A 16425-nucleotide genomic window follows, 5' to 3' on the forward strand; every position below is an offset into this window, starting at 1 on the left:
AGGAATGGAAAAGTTACGGAAATATGGTTATAGTTGTAACAGTTCAGGCAGATTTGCGCATTTACTGCGCAAACCGTGCGAAAACGTGGTGGCAGCAGTATCCGCCCCTCGCCGAAGGCGACTTATAATGGGCGGATGCAGTAACAGTTCAGCCGAAGGCTGAACTGTTACTTATAGTTTTGCCTGGAAAAAGAAAGGGTTGACAAATATAACTGTAATTAATATAATTACAGTATAACAGGTTAACTGGTGCAGCAAACGGAGGATATGCATGAAGAAAAGAATGAAAAAAAGGCTGGCGGGTATTATAACAGCAGGTGTGATTGCAGGGACGCTTACTGCATGCGCAGCTGCCGGGAAGCAGAGCGGAACGGTGGAAACGCAGCAAATGGCGGAGGGCATGCAGGCAGAACAGGGTATGGAAGCAGGACAGGGCGCGCTGCCGGGTGGGAGTGGGCAGACAGAACAGGAGGATACAATGCGGGCGGAATATCATAAAATATCAGCAGAGGATGCAAAGAAGAGGATGGATTCGGGAGATGATATTATCATTCTGGATGTGAGGACACAGGCAGAATACGATGAAAGCCATATCCCGGGGGCTATCCTGATTCCTAATGAAACCATCGGAAACGGTAAGCCGGAGCTGCTGCCGGATACAGATAATGAGATCCTGGTATACTGCAGGAGCGGCAACCGCAGCGCCCAGGCGGCGAAAAAGCTGGTGGAGGCAGGATATACGCAGATTTATGATTTTGGAGGAATTATGGATTGGCCTTATGATACTGTGAGCGGAGAAGAATAGGGCGGGCATAAAAGAATGACTGGTATTATGGAAAACGGCGGCTGTCCATGCGGGCAGCCGCTGTTTGACGTTCTTGTTTCATCAGTTCTGGCTGATGAGGATTTCGGCTATTTCCAGATCGTTTCTTGAGGCATCTTCGGATATCAGGGATATTACTTTTTTGACGTAAGTGCTGTCCAGTTCCAATTCTTCGGATATGGCGGAAATGGTGAGGCCTTTTGAAAACTTCTTTCTTATAAGGGAAACAATCTTTCTTTCCCCTTGGGAGAGTCCTCTTTTCAGCCCTATTTCAATTCCATCATCGACCAGCATTTGTCCCAGTTCAGTCATAAATATCATCTCCTTTACTTTGCCTAAATCCTTTTTGCTTAAGAATTTAAGCGCTAACGTATACATTACGGCCTGCATTTTTTCCAGTTCCGTTTTCGTTACGGCATTTGAAGCGGATTGGAGAAAATGCAGGCTTTTTACGATTCTTTCTCCAATCGTCAGACGTCCGGACATCAGAGGGCTTAAAAGCAGCGGGACCAAATCCTCTTTCTCAAGAGGAACTCCCTGCTTTTCTTTTGCCTCCAGAAGCGTCTGAGATCCTCTGTTGTGATGGAATCACTTTCAAATTCCAGATGGATCCAGGTATTATCTGCCGATACATAGTTGAAATCCTGGTACATCTGCCGCGCCTCAAGCTTTATCAGTTCGGTTGGGGCAACATATTTGGCTTTGCCGGTAATTCCGAGCAGAGGCATCAGTTCCTCGCCAAAATACTGCGCGGCGGTCTTCAGGGCCAGATCTTCATGATGAAGATTCCTGGACTCCGTCTGTGGTTCAGACTTTTTTTGTTCTTGCTGCACACGGCCTCCTTTTCCTGTAAGCCATGTGTAAATGTCTATCTTCCATTCAATTATAACTGAAAATCCGACACCGGACAACCGATTCTTACTTTTTCTTTTGTTTTAAATTTATAGTGGAAATAAAGAATAAAATGAAATGTTGTCCGACTGGACAGATAAATTAATTTGATAAGAGGAAGAAAAGGTGATTTGGGCAGATAGGATTTACACATATTATCCGGCCGCCGGTGTTGGTTAAGTTTATCATAATTTTGTCATAAATGAAAGGGAATAGTTATACTTTTTGTTGACAGCCTAACGAATGTTAGATATAATGCACCTAACAGTTGTTAGAGGAGGGGAGAATGATGGCGGCAGACAGTACAAAGGAACGGATTCTGGATATTTCATTGCAGCTTTTTTCTCAGTATGGCTTCAGCGCTGTATCCATAAGGGATATCTGTGGGCAGGTACATATTAAGGAAAGCTCTGTTTATTATCATTTTACGAATAAGAGGGCTATTTTAGAGGAGCTGGGAAATCGGTTTGAAATGATTGCGGGAGGGCTGATGCAGCGGCTGGACGACGCAGTTGCGCAGCTGCAGGGAGAGGGCGGGAGCGGTATATCCGGCGGCGCGGCAGCGGAGGTATTTTTCCATGACTATCTGATGGATGATTTCTGCAATCGCTATATCAGGCTTCTGCATATGGAGCGCAGCGGCAGCGAGGCTATGAGGCAGGCATATGATAAATGGATTTTCGAAGAACCGCTGAGGTTTCAGGAAAGGATATTTAATGCATTAATTGAGAAAAAATGGATTCCGGCGGCGGACGGTGAATATCTGGCGCTGAAATATTACGCGCCGATTTATCTTTTTTTCCAGCGATACCTGTTGGGAGGAGAACTGACGGAAGCTAAGAAAAAGCTTTTCCTTGAAAAAGCAGAGGAACATATCACGGAATTTTTCAAAGAAATGGGAGGCGTCTGAATGGCAAACATAATTTTGACAGGGGGAAATCAGGGAATTGGGTATTTTATGGCGGAGAAATTCCTTCAAAACGGGGACTGCGTTGCAGTGCTGGATCTGGAAAATGACAATTTGCGGGAATTGAAAAAGGAGTATCCCGGCAGGCTGCTTGACTGTATCTGTGATATGAGGGACGCAGGCGGCGTCGTCGAAACGGTGAACCGGATCGCAGCTTCTTTTCATATCATTGATATTGCGATCCATAATGCCTGCCGGTGTACCTTTGATTCCATGGCCGATACGGCTGATGAGATTTATCAGGAAGTGTTTGACGTGAACTATTTTGGCGCGCTGCGGCTGTCCCGGGCGGTGCTTCCTCACATGAGGGCACAGCATTGCGGGAGGGTGGTATTTACAAGCTCCAGCGTAGGTGTGATGGGGTTTGCAAATATCAGTCCCTATGCATCCAGCAAAGGCGCAGTGGAGGCGCTGGCTAAGTGTCTGAGCCTGGAATATGAGAAAGAGGGGATAACCTTCCATATTCTCCATCCGCCGCTTACGCGGACGAAATCCTCGGCTCCGTTCCCTTTTCCTGCGGAATATAAGGCGGATCCTAAAACCGTGGGATATGGGCTGGCGGAGAATATCAATGGCAAAGGCTTTGTTATCTGCCACAGCTTTCTTCAAAAGGTGCAGACGGAGCTGTGTTATCTTTTCTCATTGAGGATGGGCAGGCTTATGAGTGGAAAAATGGCGGCGCTTTCCGGGAGGGAAGGTAATACTTGAAATATATCATAGTAACTTCAGAATGTAGCGCTTCAGGAAATCTTCAACAACCAAGGAGGACCAAATGTCAGATATCAGTATTATCGGCGCCGCCGAAGGCAATCTGAAAAATATTTCGCTGGACATCCCCAGAAATAAGCTTGTGGTATTCACGGGCCTTTCCGGTTCCGGTAAATCCACGCTTCTCATCGATGTTCTCTACAATGAATGCCAGAGGCAGTATCTGGAAGCAATGGCCTTTCAGGGCATTCAAAAGCCGAAGGTGGAACGCGTGCGGGGCGCATCCCCGGCAATAGTGATTACCCAGACGGATGCGAACAGGAATCCCCGTTCCACGGTAGGCACCATGTCGGATATTTATACGGATTTGCGTATGGTTTATGAAAAGCTGGGCAGGATTCATGCCATAAAAAAAGAACGGACAGTGGATGAAAAGCTGTCTTTGGAGGACGGCGCGGTAAAATACTGGGAAAAGCAGTACGGGAAATTCCAGCTTTCTGTGCTTCGCCAGGCATTTTCCCATTATGGGGTTCCTGTGGAGCCGGGGACTTTATATCCCATATTATGGCGGCGGCTGGCGGATAAGAACGGGGACGTAAAACAGCTGGAGGATTACTTTGAGGTGAAGGAGTGTCCCGACTGCAGAGGGGAGCGGCTTTGTGAGCTGAGCAGGAGTGTAACCGTGCAGGGGCTCCGTCTGCCGCAGCTGTCTCTTTTTTCCCTGGACAGGCTGTATGCCTGGGTACGGGAGCTGCATGCGTCCCTGGATGAAAAACAGATGGAATTTGTGAGGGATTATCTGACCGATATGGAAACCAAAATCAGCCGTTTCCTTAAGGTGGGGCTGGGATATCTTTCCCTGGACAGGCAGACGATTACTCTGTCAGGCGGGGAACTGCAGAGGCTGCACTGGATTCGGAGATCGCAGGGCTGATTTATATCCTGGATGAACCTACGGCCGGCCTGCATCCTAATGACACGGCCGGCCTTGTGGCAATTCTTAAAAGGCTCCGGGATTTGGATAACACGGTGCTTGTGATAGAGCATGATGTGGATGTAATCGCCTCTGCCGATTACCTTGTGGATATCGGCCCCGGTTCCGGAAAATTCGGCGGGGAAATTGTGGCGGAAGGGACGCTGGAAGAGATAAAACAACAAAAAGAAATTTAAAGCAGCTTTGTGTGGATCTCCCCACAGGCTGCCTGGTCGGCGTAACCGGGCCTTCCGGTTCCGGTAAATCCACGCTGGTCTTTGAGGTGCTTGCTAAAGGAAGGGCGGATACACAGAAAAACCGGGTGCTGGGCAAAGAACAGTTTAACCGGGTGGTTGAGATTGGGCAGGCGTCAATTTCCAGAATGAAGCGATCGAATGTGGCCACCTATACTGAGGTTTACACAAAGATACGGGCGGTTTTTGCCGGTACGCAGGCCGCAGTAAACGCCGGTTTTTCTGCAAAGCATTTTTCCTTTAATACGGCCGGGGGCAGATGCGGGAATTGTGAGGGACTGGGGTATGTGGACAACAATATGCTGTTTTTTGCCAATACGCAAGTGGTCTGTCCGGGCTGCGGAGGGAACCGTTTCAAAGAAGAGATCCTTGCGGTAAAATATAAGGGCCTACGCAGCTGCGGATGAGCTGCTGGTTATGTTCCACTACAACTTTTTTATGGAAGCAGAGTCATAGTTTTAATTATTGTAATACTGTGCCTGAGCATTCCACAGCTCATGGTATTTTCCCCCGGTATCTGCCGCCAGTTCCTCATGGCTCCCCAGCTGTACGATCTGCCCGTTTTCAAAAACGGCGATTTCATCGCAGAACCGGCAGGAGGACAGGCGGTGGCTGATGTAGATGGCAGTCCTGTTTCCCACGATATCATTGAATTTTGAATAAATTTCCGACTCTGCGATTGGGTCAAGGGCGGCGGTGGGTTCATCCAGCACAATGAACGGCGCATCCTTATAAAGCGCCCTGGCCAGCGCAATTTTCTGCGCTTCACCGCCGGAGATTTCCACGCCGTTTTCCTCAAAGTCCTTATACAGGCATGTCTTCAGCCCGTCAGGCATGGAGGTACGGCGGTTAACAAACCCGGCCGCATCAAGGCAGGCTTCCACGGAAAAGATTTTCATGTATTCCTCATAATCATATTTCCTGATGTCAATGCCGTTGAGCAGGATTTCTCCTTCCGTGGGATCGTAAAGGTGGCAGAGCAGCTTGATAAAGGTGGTTTTTCCGGAGCCGTTCATACCAACCACCGCCAACCGCTCGCCAACGCGGAATTTCAGGTTGATATGGCGCAGGGCGCAGGTATCGGAGCCGGGATATTGGAAGGAAACATCCCGGAATTCAATTTCATATTCATTGTCGCTGCCTGGAATATTCTTTCAAATCCGAAAAAAACATGGTATTTCAGGGGTTCTTTCTTCTTTTTCATGATGTATCTCCTCCTCTTGTCAAAGTATAACGCAGGTACGGGCCAAATGTCAGCATCAGCACGAATGGTATGCGTACTGGCACAAACGGCAGAATGTGCGCCCAGGCTCCAGACAGGTCCTCCTGTGGGGGTGTCTCCGGATCTTCTGGGAAAAATATGCCAATGCATGTGACGTCCGGTTCCGGATCCGAGAAGCTCATAATTCAATTTATCCGGCTGGAATGCATTATAAACCGCCTCTGCCACAAGGGACATTTCCCGGAGAAATTCCATTCGGAAGGCTTGTTCCAGGAAATGCAGCTCCGTTGCGTGTTCTTTGCACAGAAAGAGCGTATATCCTTTTATCCGCTGATGGTCGCCGATAACCACATAGCCTGTGTTAAGTTCTCTTACAAAATATGGGTTTTTCCCTGCTTTAATCCAGTCAATTCTTTCACATATCATACAGTCATTTATGCAGACAGCCCTCCGTGCTGAAAATTATTGTGTTGTTCAGAGTTGTTTTATTGTTATTTTACCATGGCATACCGGGGAATGGAAGGCCGTACTTTTTCCATAAGAAGGGTTCTAGTATCATTGTATTAATGGCTTGACACAGTGATGCGAAAGTGATACTATCAGGATAACAAAACAATCTCATATATGATAATAATACTATTTATGATAATGATTGATACTGCAGCAGAAAGGATATGAGCCAATGAACCAGCAGGATTTTACGAAAATAATTATGAATCCCGTAAGGCAGCGCATCGTTCAGTATCTGATTCTTCATGAGGAAGGCACGGTATCCTCTATCAGGGAAGAGCTGAACGATATTCCGCCGGCCAGCCTGTACCGGCATATCAAAATACTGTATGAAGCAGGTGGGATTGAGGTCGTGCGGGAGCGTAAGATACGGGGAACGGTGGAAAAAACCTATGCGCTGGTAAAAAATCCGGCAGGGGAGTACAGCCGGGAAGGTGCGGCGCAGATGATTCAGGCGGCGCTCTTTTCTCTGGCCGCTTTCTTTTCCCGCTATTTTGCACAGGAGGAGAACGACCCGAGGAAGGATTTGCTGAGCCTGTCCACCTCCACCCTGCTTCTTACCGATGAGGAATTTATGGAGATGACCGCTAAAATAGGGGCGGTATTCAACGATTATATTTACAATAAACCGGAGGAAGGCCGGAAAATCAGGCGGTTTACGCTGATCTCTTCTCCAAGCGAGGAAGAGTAGCGGCGATCTGGTTAACTGAACTGTCAGGAAGAATAGGAGAATATTATGTTGGAGATCATCAATTTTTCAAAAACCTATAAAGGCGGGAAAAAAGCCGTATCCAACCTGAACCTGGAAATCCTGCCCGGGGATATTTACGGTTTCATAGGCCACAACGGCGCGGGGAAAACCACGACCATTAAGGCTGTAGTGGGAATCCTGGATTTTGAGGAAGGGGAAATCCGCATTGACGGGCATTCCGTAAAGGAGGAGCCGCTTGTATGCAAATCCCTTCTGGCTTATATACCGGATAATCCGGACCTGTATGAACATCTGACCGGTATTCAGTATCTGGATTTTATTGCGGATATTTTTCAGGTTCCTTCTGCGGTAAGGACGGAGCGGATCGGGGAATATGCGGAGCAGTTCGGAATCACGGAAAGCCTGGGTGATCTGATTTCTTCTTATTCCCACGGCATGAAGCAGAAGCTGGCCATCATCTCCGCACTGATTCATAAGCCCCGGCTTCTGGTGCTGGATGAACCCTTTGTGGGGCTGGACCCTTCCGCCTCCGTGGTGCTCAAGCAGAATATGCATGCCCTTTGTGAGGAGGGAAGCGCTATTTTCTTTTCCACGCATGTGCTGGATGTGGCGGAAAAGCTGTGTAATAAAATCGCCATCATCAAGGAAGGCGTGCTGGTGGCTGCCGGCGAAACTGCCGGGCTGACACAGGGTAAATCACTGGAGGAAGTATTTATGGAGGTGGTCAGACATGATTAGCACGAGTATCCGTCTGTTAAGGATTCAGCTGCTGAAGGACTTCGGAATCAATGAAGTCATGCATTGCAGGGATGCGAGGAAAAAACGAAAGCTGGTTTTCATGCTGTGCATTTTCATATTCTGCGGGGGGCTGCTTGCCTTCTATGTCGCGGGGGCAGCGTGGGTTCTGTGTGTTTCCGGGGCACAGGACAGCGTTCCCGGCTTTGTGGTTGCGGTGTCGAGTATGGCTATTTTCATCTTTACCCTGTTCAAAGCGGGACCGGTGCTGTTTGCCGCCGGGGATTATGAGATGCTGACGGCCCTTCCGTTGAAGCCGTCGGCGATAATTATGAGCCGCTTGCTTCATATGTATCTAAGCTCCCTGCTTTTGTCGGCGCTTACCATAGCGCCGGCAGGCGCGGTATATGGCTTGACGGCGGCGCCTTCCCCTGTTGTTTATGTGCGGATGTTTATCAGCCTCTTTTTTGTCCCGTTGGTTCCCCTGACAGCGGCGTCTCTGATTGGAACTTTAATCATGGCCATTGGTTCCCGCGTGCGGCATAAAAATTTGGTGATTATTTTACTGTCCATGACTTTTACTCTGGGAATCCTGGCGGTAACCATGCTTTTTTCCTCACGGGCGGAAAATATGGAGCTTCAGGATATGGCGGGGATGATACGCGGTGCAGTAGAGCAGGTAAACGGCATGTATCCGCTGACCGGTCTGTATACAGCGGGGATTACCGGCGTAAATCCGGCGGCGCTGGCCGGATTTGCGGCCAAATCCATGGGGATTTTCCTCCTGTTCATCGCATTGGTGCAGTGGAAGTATGTACAGATAAGCAGTACGCTGCGTACGCATGAGGCAAAGAAGAATTACAGGCTGCAGAGCCTGAAGCAGCGTTCCGTGCTGGGCGCTTTGTACAAAAAAGAGATAAAGCGTTATTTTGCCTCTAATATATACGTAATGAATACGATGGTTGGATATATACTTATGGTAGCGGCAGCGATTGGGCTTGCGGCGGCGGGGATGGATAAGCTGGAAAGCTATCTGCAGTTGGAAGGGGTGGGAGGCACCCTGCCTGTCAGCCTGGGAAGCATGCTCCCCTTTCTTTTGTCACTGATGGTGATGATGGGGGGCACTACCTCAAGCTCCATTTCCATAGAAGGAAAGCAGTGGTGGATTCCCAGGTCGCTGCCCATTCCCTCCGGTTTGATTTTGGATGGTAAAATGCTGGTGAATCTGACGCTTGCCGTGCCTTCCATTCTGCTGGCAGGAACGATTCTGACGGTTTCCGGCCAGACCGGGGGCCTGAAGCCTGTCTGGATATTCCTGGTTCCGCTGGTCTATGCCTGTTTTTCTTCGGTTCTGGGGATTACCATTAACCTGAAAATGCCGGTATTCAACTGGGACAATGAAACGACGGTAGTAAAGCAGAGCGCTTCCACTTTTGTGTCCGTTCTGGGAGGAATGCTGCTGGCCCTGGTTCCCATCGGACTGCGCTTTGCGTTGGCAGGGGTTCCGGCCGACCTTTTCCTGGGAGGGGTGACGGTGCTTGTTTTACTGATAACCGTTATTCTTTATGGAAAGAACAGAAGATATGATCTGCGGAAAATTGGATAAACAACCTTAGGAGGACACTGCTGCCCCGGATATCAGACGGAAAGCTCTTAAAGAGTTCTGGATGGTATGTGGGGCAGCAGTTTTTGCAGGAAAGGGCATAGGAAATCAGGAATCCTGGTGGTGGGGCAGACTGTCCGAAAACTTAGGCTAATCTGACATGAGATTTTGGCAGAGGCATCTGCCCTAACAGCAGATGATTCACATATAAAAATGCGTACCTTGACAAGCTTGGATTAGAAAAAATGATGGAACTGATGAAAGCAGGCAGCTGCTGAGACATCTTTATATACTTTATTCAGTTGTTGAGGTCAGATATTAATTTCGAGGGAAATGTATCTGGCATTTTTAATACAAAAAATGGCTTTAGATTGAAGAAAAACAAGGTTTTCGGACGGCCTGTGGGGGGAAATGAAGCTTTGTGAGGGAAAGAAAAAATTTCTGACACAGGGGCTGTTTTCTCTCAGTTTCTTGATACTTCGGAAAAGCTTTTGAAAAACGTTTAGTTTTGTGTTGATAATATTAAATTAGTATGTTATTATTATTTCGTCACACAGCAGTATCTATGCTGCTGCAGTATTCGGCCGTCCGGCCGTTCTTTCATTTCGGCGCTTCCCTTTCGAAGCAATAATCCGTAAATGGCATAAAACTTAATACAGGAGGAATATTTATGGAAAACAAGCTCAGAAATTATTTTCCGCTTATCAGGGAAAGAAAGGAGGTGTTGAAAGAAATCGATGAAAGCAGCGGGCTGCAGGCGCTGTTCCGGAGCTGGGCGTCTGAACAGCAGGAAGAGTTCCTGGATTTTTGTACGGGTATGAAGGGCGTAAAGATCCTTTATGATTCTTTTTTTAAGGAAATCATGAGTCCGGAATATACACCCGGCAGGCTGAACCATTTTCTGTCTCTGCTGCTGGGGAAAAAGGTAGTGATCCGTCAGGTGCTTCCCAATGAGGGAGGCAGGATTGCGGACGAAAATACCTTATTAGTCACGGATATCCTGGTGGAATTCGAGGACGGAAGCCTGGCGGATGTGGAGATTCAGAAGCTGGGCTATGCCTTTCCGGGAGAACGCAGCGCCTGCTATGCTGCGGATCTGCTGCTGAGGCAGTATAAAAGGGCACGGGATAAGAGGAACAGGGAAAAGGGTAAGTTCAGTTATAAAGACATCAAAAACGTATATGTCATAGTGCTTTTTGAGAAAAGCCCTGTGGAATTTCATTCTATGGAAAAGGAATATCTGCATAAATCAGACTGGAGCTTTGATACAGGGCTTGAGTTAGATTTGTTACAGAATTTTATCTTTATTACGCTTGACATATTCCAAAAAAACATGGAAAATAAAAGTATAGAAAACGAACTGGAGGCGTGGCTGATGTTCTATAGCACGCAGGATCCGGAACGGATAATCGAGCTGATAAATAAATACCCGATGTTCAGACAGATGTATGGGGACGTATATGAAGTCTGCCGGAATATGGAGAAGGTGATGGGAATGTTTTCAGAAGAACTAAGAGAGATGGATCGGAACACAGTGCAGTATATGATAGACGAGATGCAGGCGACAATAGATGCACAGTCCGCTGCGTTGGAAGAAGAAAAAAAGAAATATGAGGAAGAGATAAAGAGATACGAAGAGGAACAGAAAAGACACGAGGAAGAGCAGAAAAGACATGATGAAGAAAATAACAAACTGCTGGAGATGATTACGGCTCAGGCTGCCGCACTTGAGAAGGCTTTAAAACGAATAGAAGAACTGGAAAGAAAAAATGGTTCTGATTCCATAAAATAAGCCTTCATAGTGTTTGTTGGAACCGTATGTTTGTAGCTGAATATTTCATATTATAAATGTGCAGCCAGATATAGGTCCTGATTTTTTTCCTGAAAAACTGTAAAGAATAGCATCCAGACTCTGCGTTATATATGCTATCGGCGCGGGTAGGGATGCTATTTTCTTTTAGTTATTAAAAAAGATAATAGAAACAGTTATCAACTATAATAATATAAATGCAATCCGCTCAGGAACTATGATAAAATCCTTTTGGGGGATGGGATAGTATGCAGAAGAATAAAGTACACAAAATGGAAACAGGGAAGTTTCCCCTGAGAAGGATCATTGATAACAATCTGTTTTTTCTGAAGCTGATTCATAAGGCATCACCATGGTTTTTAAGTTCCTCTGTGGTGATTATGGCTGTGGAAGCATGTGTTGAATTCGTTTCGGATACATTTATGCTGCGCTTTGCGCTGAATTAATAAATGAGGGCAGACCATTTCGTTCCCATTGCCTTTCAACAACGAGACATGCAGATCGTATTTATATGATTGACAGCGGAAAGCTGGTTAAATGCGGAACTCACGAGGAATTGACTGCCGCGGGCGGCAGATATGCATATATGTTCCGGCTGCAGGCGGAAAAATACAGGGGGTGAGGATTCAGGAGGATTTGGCTCTGGCCATTAAGCCATAGATTTGGTAAAATGTAACCGTTCGGTAAAGTCTGGATTATTACGGAAAAATAGTAAATGCGCTGCCCGGCCGGACAGATACGAAAAATATTTGTATGCTTTAAATGTAAGAAAGCGAGGATTAAAAAATGGAAAACTCAAGCTTCACTACAGAAGAAATTACGGAAGGCCTGTTCCGTTTTATCGACAACAGCCCCACCGCCTTCCATGCGGTACAAAATGCGGCCAGGATGCTGGAGGAAGCCGGTTATAAGAAAATTGTCTGTGAAACGGCGATCGGTATCAGGGCGGGAGGAAGATATTATGCCACGCGGAATGATTCCGCGCTGATCGCCTTCCGTATTCCCGCAGGTGAAATGAAAGGCCTGCGTATCGCTGCGTCCCACAGCGATTCGCCCTGCTTTAAGGTGAAGGAAACGCCGGAAATGGATGTGGAAGGCCATTATGTAAAGCTGAATACGGAAGGCTACGGCGGCATGATCATGTCCACCTGGCTGGACCGTCCTCTATCTGTGGCAGGCAGGGCTATTCTTATGGAAAACGGCAGGCCGGTTACGAAGCTTGTGAATATTGACAGAGATCTCTGCATCATTCCCAATGTGGCAATCCATTTCAACCGGGAAATCAACAAGGGCTTTGCCTATAATCCCCAGGTGGATCTGCTTCCCCTGTACGGCGGCGTAAATCCGGAGGCGTCTTCTGAAAACGAAGAAGAGAATAAGGGAAAGCTGAAAAAGAAGAGCCTTAAGGCGCTTTGCGCAGAATCGCTGGGAGTTTCAGAGGAAGACATCCTGGCATCGGATCTGTATCTGTATACAAGGGAAAAAGGAAGAAGAATGGGAGTGGACGGTGAATTTATTGTGTCTCCCAGACTGGATGATCTGCAGTGTGCCTATGGAACACTCGCAGGATTTCTTGCAGCAGATGACGGGAAAAAGACGGAAAAGGAAGCAAAAAAAGAGGCGCAGGGGGAATACGGAGCTGTCTATGCCCTTTTTGACAATGAAGAAATCGGGAGCGGAACCAAGCAGGGGGCGGATTCCACCTTCCTTTCAGATGTTATCCAGTGTATCTGTGACGCACTGGAACTGAGCGGTTCCGCCAGAAGGGATCTTCTTGCCGGCAGCTTCCTGCTTTCCGCGGACAATGCCCACGGCGTACATCCCAACCATCCAGAAAAATCGGATCCTACCAACCGCCCCTACTTAAACGGCGGCATTGTCCTGAAGTTCCAGGGCAGCCAGAAATATACCACAGACGCCTATTCTGCGGCGGTGGTGAGAAATATCTGTAAGGAACAGGGCGTGCCCTGCCAGAATTTTGCAAACAGGGCCGATGTGGCGGGAGGCTCGACGCTGGGCAACATCTCCTCCGCACACGTATCCATTCCGGCGGCGGATATCGGACTTGCCCAGCTCGCCATGCATTCCGCGCTGGAAACAGCGGGCGTGAAGGATACGGAGTATCTGGTAAGGCTGTGCCAGGGCCTTTTCCTGTAAAAATTTATTTTCGCGGGCGATGAGCCTAACCAACGCGCCTGTGCGATTACCTGGCGATTGTCCCGGGAGTCAGCTCCCCCGCCGTCCATGGCGTTTCAGGTTTGAGGCCCCGTTACCTGCGGCGGGGGATTTGACTGTAATTGTAAAGGTGGTGCCGCCGCCCGGCGTGTCGGAAACGAAAATGCCGCCGTGGTGGGCATCCATGATTTCTTTGGCGATGGAAAGCCCCAGTCCGAAATGCCCCGCACTTTGGCGGGAGGTGTCGGAACGGTAAAAACGGTCGAATAGATGAGATTTTTCTTCGTCTGGGATTCCGGGGCCGTTGTCCATGACACAAAAGGAGGTAAGCTTTTCCTGCTGCTTCATGGAAAGCGTAATATTGCTCCCTTTGGGACAGAAGCTGAAAGCATTATGAAGAAAAATAGATAGCACCTGACGGATGCGTTCCGAATCGCATCGGATGGGTGCTGTTTTTTCCTCCGGAAGCCGGACGGACAGGCGGAAGCCTTTTTCATGGGCCAGTGGCTCAAAGGCTTCAAAGGTATTCAGGAGCAGAGTGTCAGGCTCACATTCCTCAGGGCGCAGGGGGAAGGAATGGCTGTCGGCGCCGGCCAGCATGAGCAGATCGGAAATGAGGCGCGACATGGCCGCGCCCTCGTTTTCTATGGTATGGAAAAAGGATTCCTGTTCGGCAGGCGAAGCTTTTTGGCAGGCAGAGGCGGCGGAAAGGATCACGGAAAGGGGCGTGCGCAGCTCATGGGAAGCTGCCGCCACAAACTGGATCTGGCTGTCTCTGCTTTTTTGCAGCGGAACCAGCAATCTGCCTGTAAAAAAGTAGGCAAAGAGAATCAGGACCAGGGAGGAAAAAGCCACCAGCATAAAAAAAGTATGCCGCTGCGCCTTTATTTGTTCCTGCAGTGGGGCCAGGGATTCTAGAATCAGTATCGTCAGCTTCCCCGTATTCCTGGAGGATAAGGCGATACAGCCGAAATAATCATCCTGTCCCTGCCCGGCTGAGGAAAATCGGAACTCCTGATGGGTGATGGTAAAGGCAAGGGGCGTGGGAAACGTTTCGGCATTTTCCTGGTAATAGGCCCAGCCGGCCTCCAGGGCCGCCTTTCTGCTGCCGCCGCCATCCTGCTGTCCCCAGAGAAAATCCTTGTCGTTATCATGGATGCTGATTATGTATTTTCCCCCGCCCTCTAACTTGGAAAGCCATTCATGTGTGATGACCGTCTGATTTTCCAGATTGGAGAGCAGAGTGTTCATATCGTTGCGGAAAGAAGCAAAGCTGTTTTCCTTCAGGTTTTTTTCGGAGATATACAGATAGCTGCAGGCCATAAAAATAAGGACCAGGATGGTGATTCCTGCGCAAAGCAGCGTAAGGCGCCGGTGTACTTGTCGGAACATATTAACCTCTGTTTCTGCGGCGGCTGCCGCAAAGCATATTATGTATCTCAGTCCTCCATGCGGTAGCCTATCCCACGCACGGTTTTCAGCTGTATGCGGCTGCCCACGCTTTTCAGGCGTCTGCGGAGAAAATAAATATAATTGTCAAGATTTCCCTCTTCCACATCCGTATCAGGCCCCCAGACCCGGCAGAGAAGAAGCTGACGGGAAAGCGACTGGCCGCTATTTCTCAGAAAGGCCTCCAGGAGCGCGGCTTCCCTCCGGGAGAGGGAGCAGGATCCGTCGGGGCCGTCCAGCCTTAATTCCTCCGGAGAATAGCTGATGTCATCAAAGGAAAGCTTCCGCCCCTCCTCCATCCGCCTGGGCCGTCTGCTGATGCTGCGGATTCGTGCCGCCAGCTCTTCAAAGGCAAAAGGCTTTACCAGATAGTCATCGGCGCCGCAGTCTAAGCCGGTTATTTTATCCGTCAGCGTCCCCAGCGCAGTCAGCAGTATGACGGGAACGGTATTTCCTTCCCGCCGTATTTTTTCCAGGACAGCGATGCCGTCCATTTTCGGCAGCATGCGATCCAGCAGAATCAGGTCATAAAGACCCTCCTGCATATAGTAACAGGCTTCTTCTCCGTCAAAGCAGGAATCCACTAAAAACCCCTCCTTTTCCAGCTGGAAAAGAAGCGTCCTGTTAAGTTCTCTGTCGTCTTCCACAAGTAAAATTTTCATAGCCTCTCCCTCAGGGAATATTCATGGCAGCCGTTCGGATAACGGAACAGTTACAGGCATCCGGTTATTTGGAATTATCGCGTAATGGCCCGGCTGCCGCCGCGTATCCGTATGGGCATGCGCAGTAAAAGTACTGGTATTTATAATTAGTATATCATAAAAGTATCTAAACAATCTCTAACGAATATTGGAAGAAGGGGCGCAGCATTGGAAGAAAAGGCGCAGCGCCAAAATAAACAGAATCTGCTTTTTTGTGTGCATTGCGAAGTCTGTTATTGTTCCGCGGAGTGAATTATAATTAACAGTTATGTTGTCAGAACCGCTGCGGTTTTAGAGAAAGCTTAGAGGAATTTCTGGTATGATGAAACCAGACTGCAGGAGATATGCAGTGTTGAACTGACAATTGTCAGACACCCCGCTGCAGCAACGAAGTATCTGGCTTGCAGCGCTGCCGGGCAGCGGGGCATTTGACTTTCGCGGCATCCGCCAAATATCTATGAAAGCATGGATGCCTGGCTCGTTGCCCGCGGAAATAAAAAAGATTTGCCGATCTGGGAACGAAGCTGTGAAAAAGGTTCTGATTGACCTGCGTATTTGCCGGGAAATGAACGAAGATGCAGCACGGGCGGGCATCCGGCCCAACGCGCAGCGATAATAAAAGACAGGATAAGCATAGGTTGATTCCGGAGGACGGCAGAAAGAGGTTAGTGTGAAAGAAAGTAGAGGAAAACCATAAATGGACGCACTTGAATAAGCTGTCTAAGGCAGGCAACTTTTTGAAGTGTTATAGAGTTAGGAAATTAGATCAAGAAGCTAATGGTTCATCAGGCGGAAGTAATCCTTCTCGTTGTAATAGTTTCTTGGCTTGCTTGATAGCTTTTGCCTTTTGCTTTTCAACAAGAGCTACAGGCATATCGATTTTGTAAAGATC

Annotated in this window: 18 protein-coding genes; 12 read left to right on the top strand and 6 right to left on the bottom strand. The window is 48.3% G+C overall.

Annotated elements, in window-relative coordinates; translation table 11 throughout:
* Positions 1–271: 271 nt before the first annotated feature.
* On the top strand, positions 272–805 hold the full coding sequence (locus tag FYJ45_RS04045; RefSeq protein ID WP_235930544.1) for a rhodanese-like domain-containing protein: 534 nt from the start codon (positions 272–274) through the stop codon (positions 803–805).
* Between the two features lie 81 nt (positions 806–886).
* On the opposite strand, the gene FYJ45_RS31660 is transcribed toward FYJ45_RS04045, so the two are convergent.
* Positions 887–1135 carry a hypothetical protein gene (locus tag FYJ45_RS31660; RefSeq protein WP_320620660.1) on the bottom strand — a complete coding sequence of 83 codons (249 nt, stop codon included), beginning with the start codon at positions 1133–1135 and terminating at the stop codon, positions 887–889.
* Positions 1136–1317: 182 nt separating this feature from the next.
* A complete protein-coding gene (locus tag FYJ45_RS31665; protein ID WP_320620661.1) occupies positions 1318–1656 on the bottom strand; it encodes a hypothetical protein in 339 nt (112 codons plus the stop codon).
* Between the two features lie 344 nt (positions 1657–2000).
* Between FYJ45_RS31665 and FYJ45_RS04055 the strand changes: the two genes are divergently transcribed.
* The 5 genes from FYJ45_RS04055 (at position 2001) to FYJ45_RS30310 (ending at position 5023) form a co-directional block, all read left to right on the top strand.
* Entirely contained in the window at positions 2001–2624 is a 624-nt protein-coding gene (locus tag FYJ45_RS04055; protein WP_154463589.1) for a TetR/AcrR family transcriptional regulator, read from the top strand.
* On the top strand, positions 2625–3389 hold the full coding sequence (locus tag FYJ45_RS04060) for an SDR family oxidoreductase (RefSeq protein ID WP_154463590.1): 765 nt from the start codon (positions 2625–2627) through the stop codon (positions 3387–3389). It abuts the gene before it with no gap.
* A gap of 64 nt (positions 3390–3453) precedes the next feature.
* Positions 3454–4323 carry an ATP-binding cassette domain-containing protein gene (locus FYJ45_RS30300; protein WP_235930545.1) on the top strand — a complete coding sequence of 290 codons (870 nt, stop codon included), beginning with the start codon at positions 3454–3456 and terminating at the stop codon, positions 4321–4323.
* 56 nt (positions 4324–4379) lie between these two features.
* Positions 4380–4559, top strand: coding sequence for a hypothetical protein (locus FYJ45_RS30305; RefSeq protein WP_235930546.1), 180 nt, complete (start codon positions 4380–4382; stop codon positions 4557–4559).
* Between the two features lie 11 nt (positions 4560–4570).
* Positions 4571–5023 (top strand): hypothetical protein, encoded by a 453-nt coding sequence (locus tag FYJ45_RS30310; protein ID WP_235930547.1) that lies wholly within the window; start codon positions 4571–4573, stop codon positions 5021–5023.
* A 51-nt stretch (positions 5024–5074) separates the two neighbouring features.
* Here the strand turns inward: FYJ45_RS30310 and FYJ45_RS04070 are convergent, their stop codons facing one another.
* Positions 5075–5632 (bottom strand): ATP-binding cassette domain-containing protein, encoded by a 558-nt coding sequence (locus FYJ45_RS04070; RefSeq protein WP_330588522.1) that lies wholly within the window; start codon positions 5630–5632, stop codon positions 5075–5077.
* A 35-nt stretch (positions 5633–5667) separates the two neighbouring features.
* Complete coding sequence (locus FYJ45_RS33035; protein WP_330588523.1) at positions 5668–6264, bottom strand: HIT family protein; 597 nt, start codon at positions 6262–6264, stop codon at positions 5668–5670.
* A gap of 256 nt (positions 6265–6520) precedes the next feature.
* Between FYJ45_RS33035 and FYJ45_RS04080 the strand changes: the two genes are divergently transcribed.
* The 6 genes from FYJ45_RS04080 (at position 6521) to FYJ45_RS04105 (ending at position 13365) form a co-directional block, all read left to right on the top strand.
* Positions 6521–7039, top strand: a complete 519-nt coding sequence (locus FYJ45_RS04080; protein ID WP_154463592.1) for a helix-turn-helix domain-containing protein — start codon at positions 6521–6523, stop codon at positions 7037–7039.
* Between the two features lie 45 nt (positions 7040–7084).
* Complete coding sequence (locus tag FYJ45_RS04085) at positions 7085–7798, top strand: ABC transporter ATP-binding protein (protein WP_154463593.1); 714 nt, start codon at positions 7085–7087, stop codon at positions 7796–7798.
* On the top strand, positions 7791–9401 hold the full coding sequence (locus FYJ45_RS04090) for a hypothetical protein (RefSeq protein ID WP_154463594.1): 1611 nt from the start codon (positions 7791–7793) through the stop codon (positions 9399–9401). The genes FYJ45_RS04085 and FYJ45_RS04090 overlap by 8 nt, the downstream gene beginning before the upstream one ends.
* Before the next feature lie 667 nt (positions 9402–10068).
* Positions 10069–11190: a PD-(D/E)XK nuclease family transposase gene (locus FYJ45_RS04095; RefSeq protein ID WP_154463595.1), complete on the top strand. Its 1122-nt coding sequence runs from the start codon at positions 10069–10071 to the stop codon at positions 11188–11190.
* A 266-nt stretch (positions 11191–11456) separates the two neighbouring features.
* Entirely contained in the window at positions 11457–11654 is a 198-nt protein-coding gene (locus FYJ45_RS04100; RefSeq protein WP_154463596.1) for a hypothetical protein, read from the top strand.
* 340 nt (positions 11655–11994) lie between these two features.
* Positions 11995–13365, top strand: coding sequence for a M18 family aminopeptidase (locus tag FYJ45_RS04105; RefSeq protein ID WP_154463597.1), 1371 nt, complete (start codon positions 11995–11997; stop codon positions 13363–13365).
* Between the two features lie 69 nt (positions 13366–13434).
* On the opposite strand, the gene FYJ45_RS04110 is transcribed toward FYJ45_RS04105, so the two are convergent.
* Together FYJ45_RS04110 and FYJ45_RS04115 are read right to left on the bottom strand one after the other, a co-directional pair.
* Positions 13435–14775 carry a sensor histidine kinase gene (locus FYJ45_RS04110; RefSeq protein ID WP_154463598.1) on the bottom strand — a complete coding sequence of 447 codons (1341 nt, stop codon included), beginning with the start codon at positions 14773–14775 and terminating at the stop codon, positions 13435–13437.
* Between the two features lie 47 nt (positions 14776–14822).
* Positions 14823–15494: a response regulator transcription factor gene (locus tag FYJ45_RS04115; protein WP_154463599.1), complete on the bottom strand. Its 672-nt coding sequence runs from the start codon at positions 15492–15494 to the stop codon at positions 14823–14825.
* Between the last annotated feature and the right edge of the window lie 931 nt (positions 15495–16425).

The organism is Eisenbergiella porci (genome assembly GCF_009696275.1).
GTDB lineage: Bacteria > Bacillota > Clostridia > Lachnospirales > Lachnospiraceae > Eisenbergiella > Eisenbergiella porci.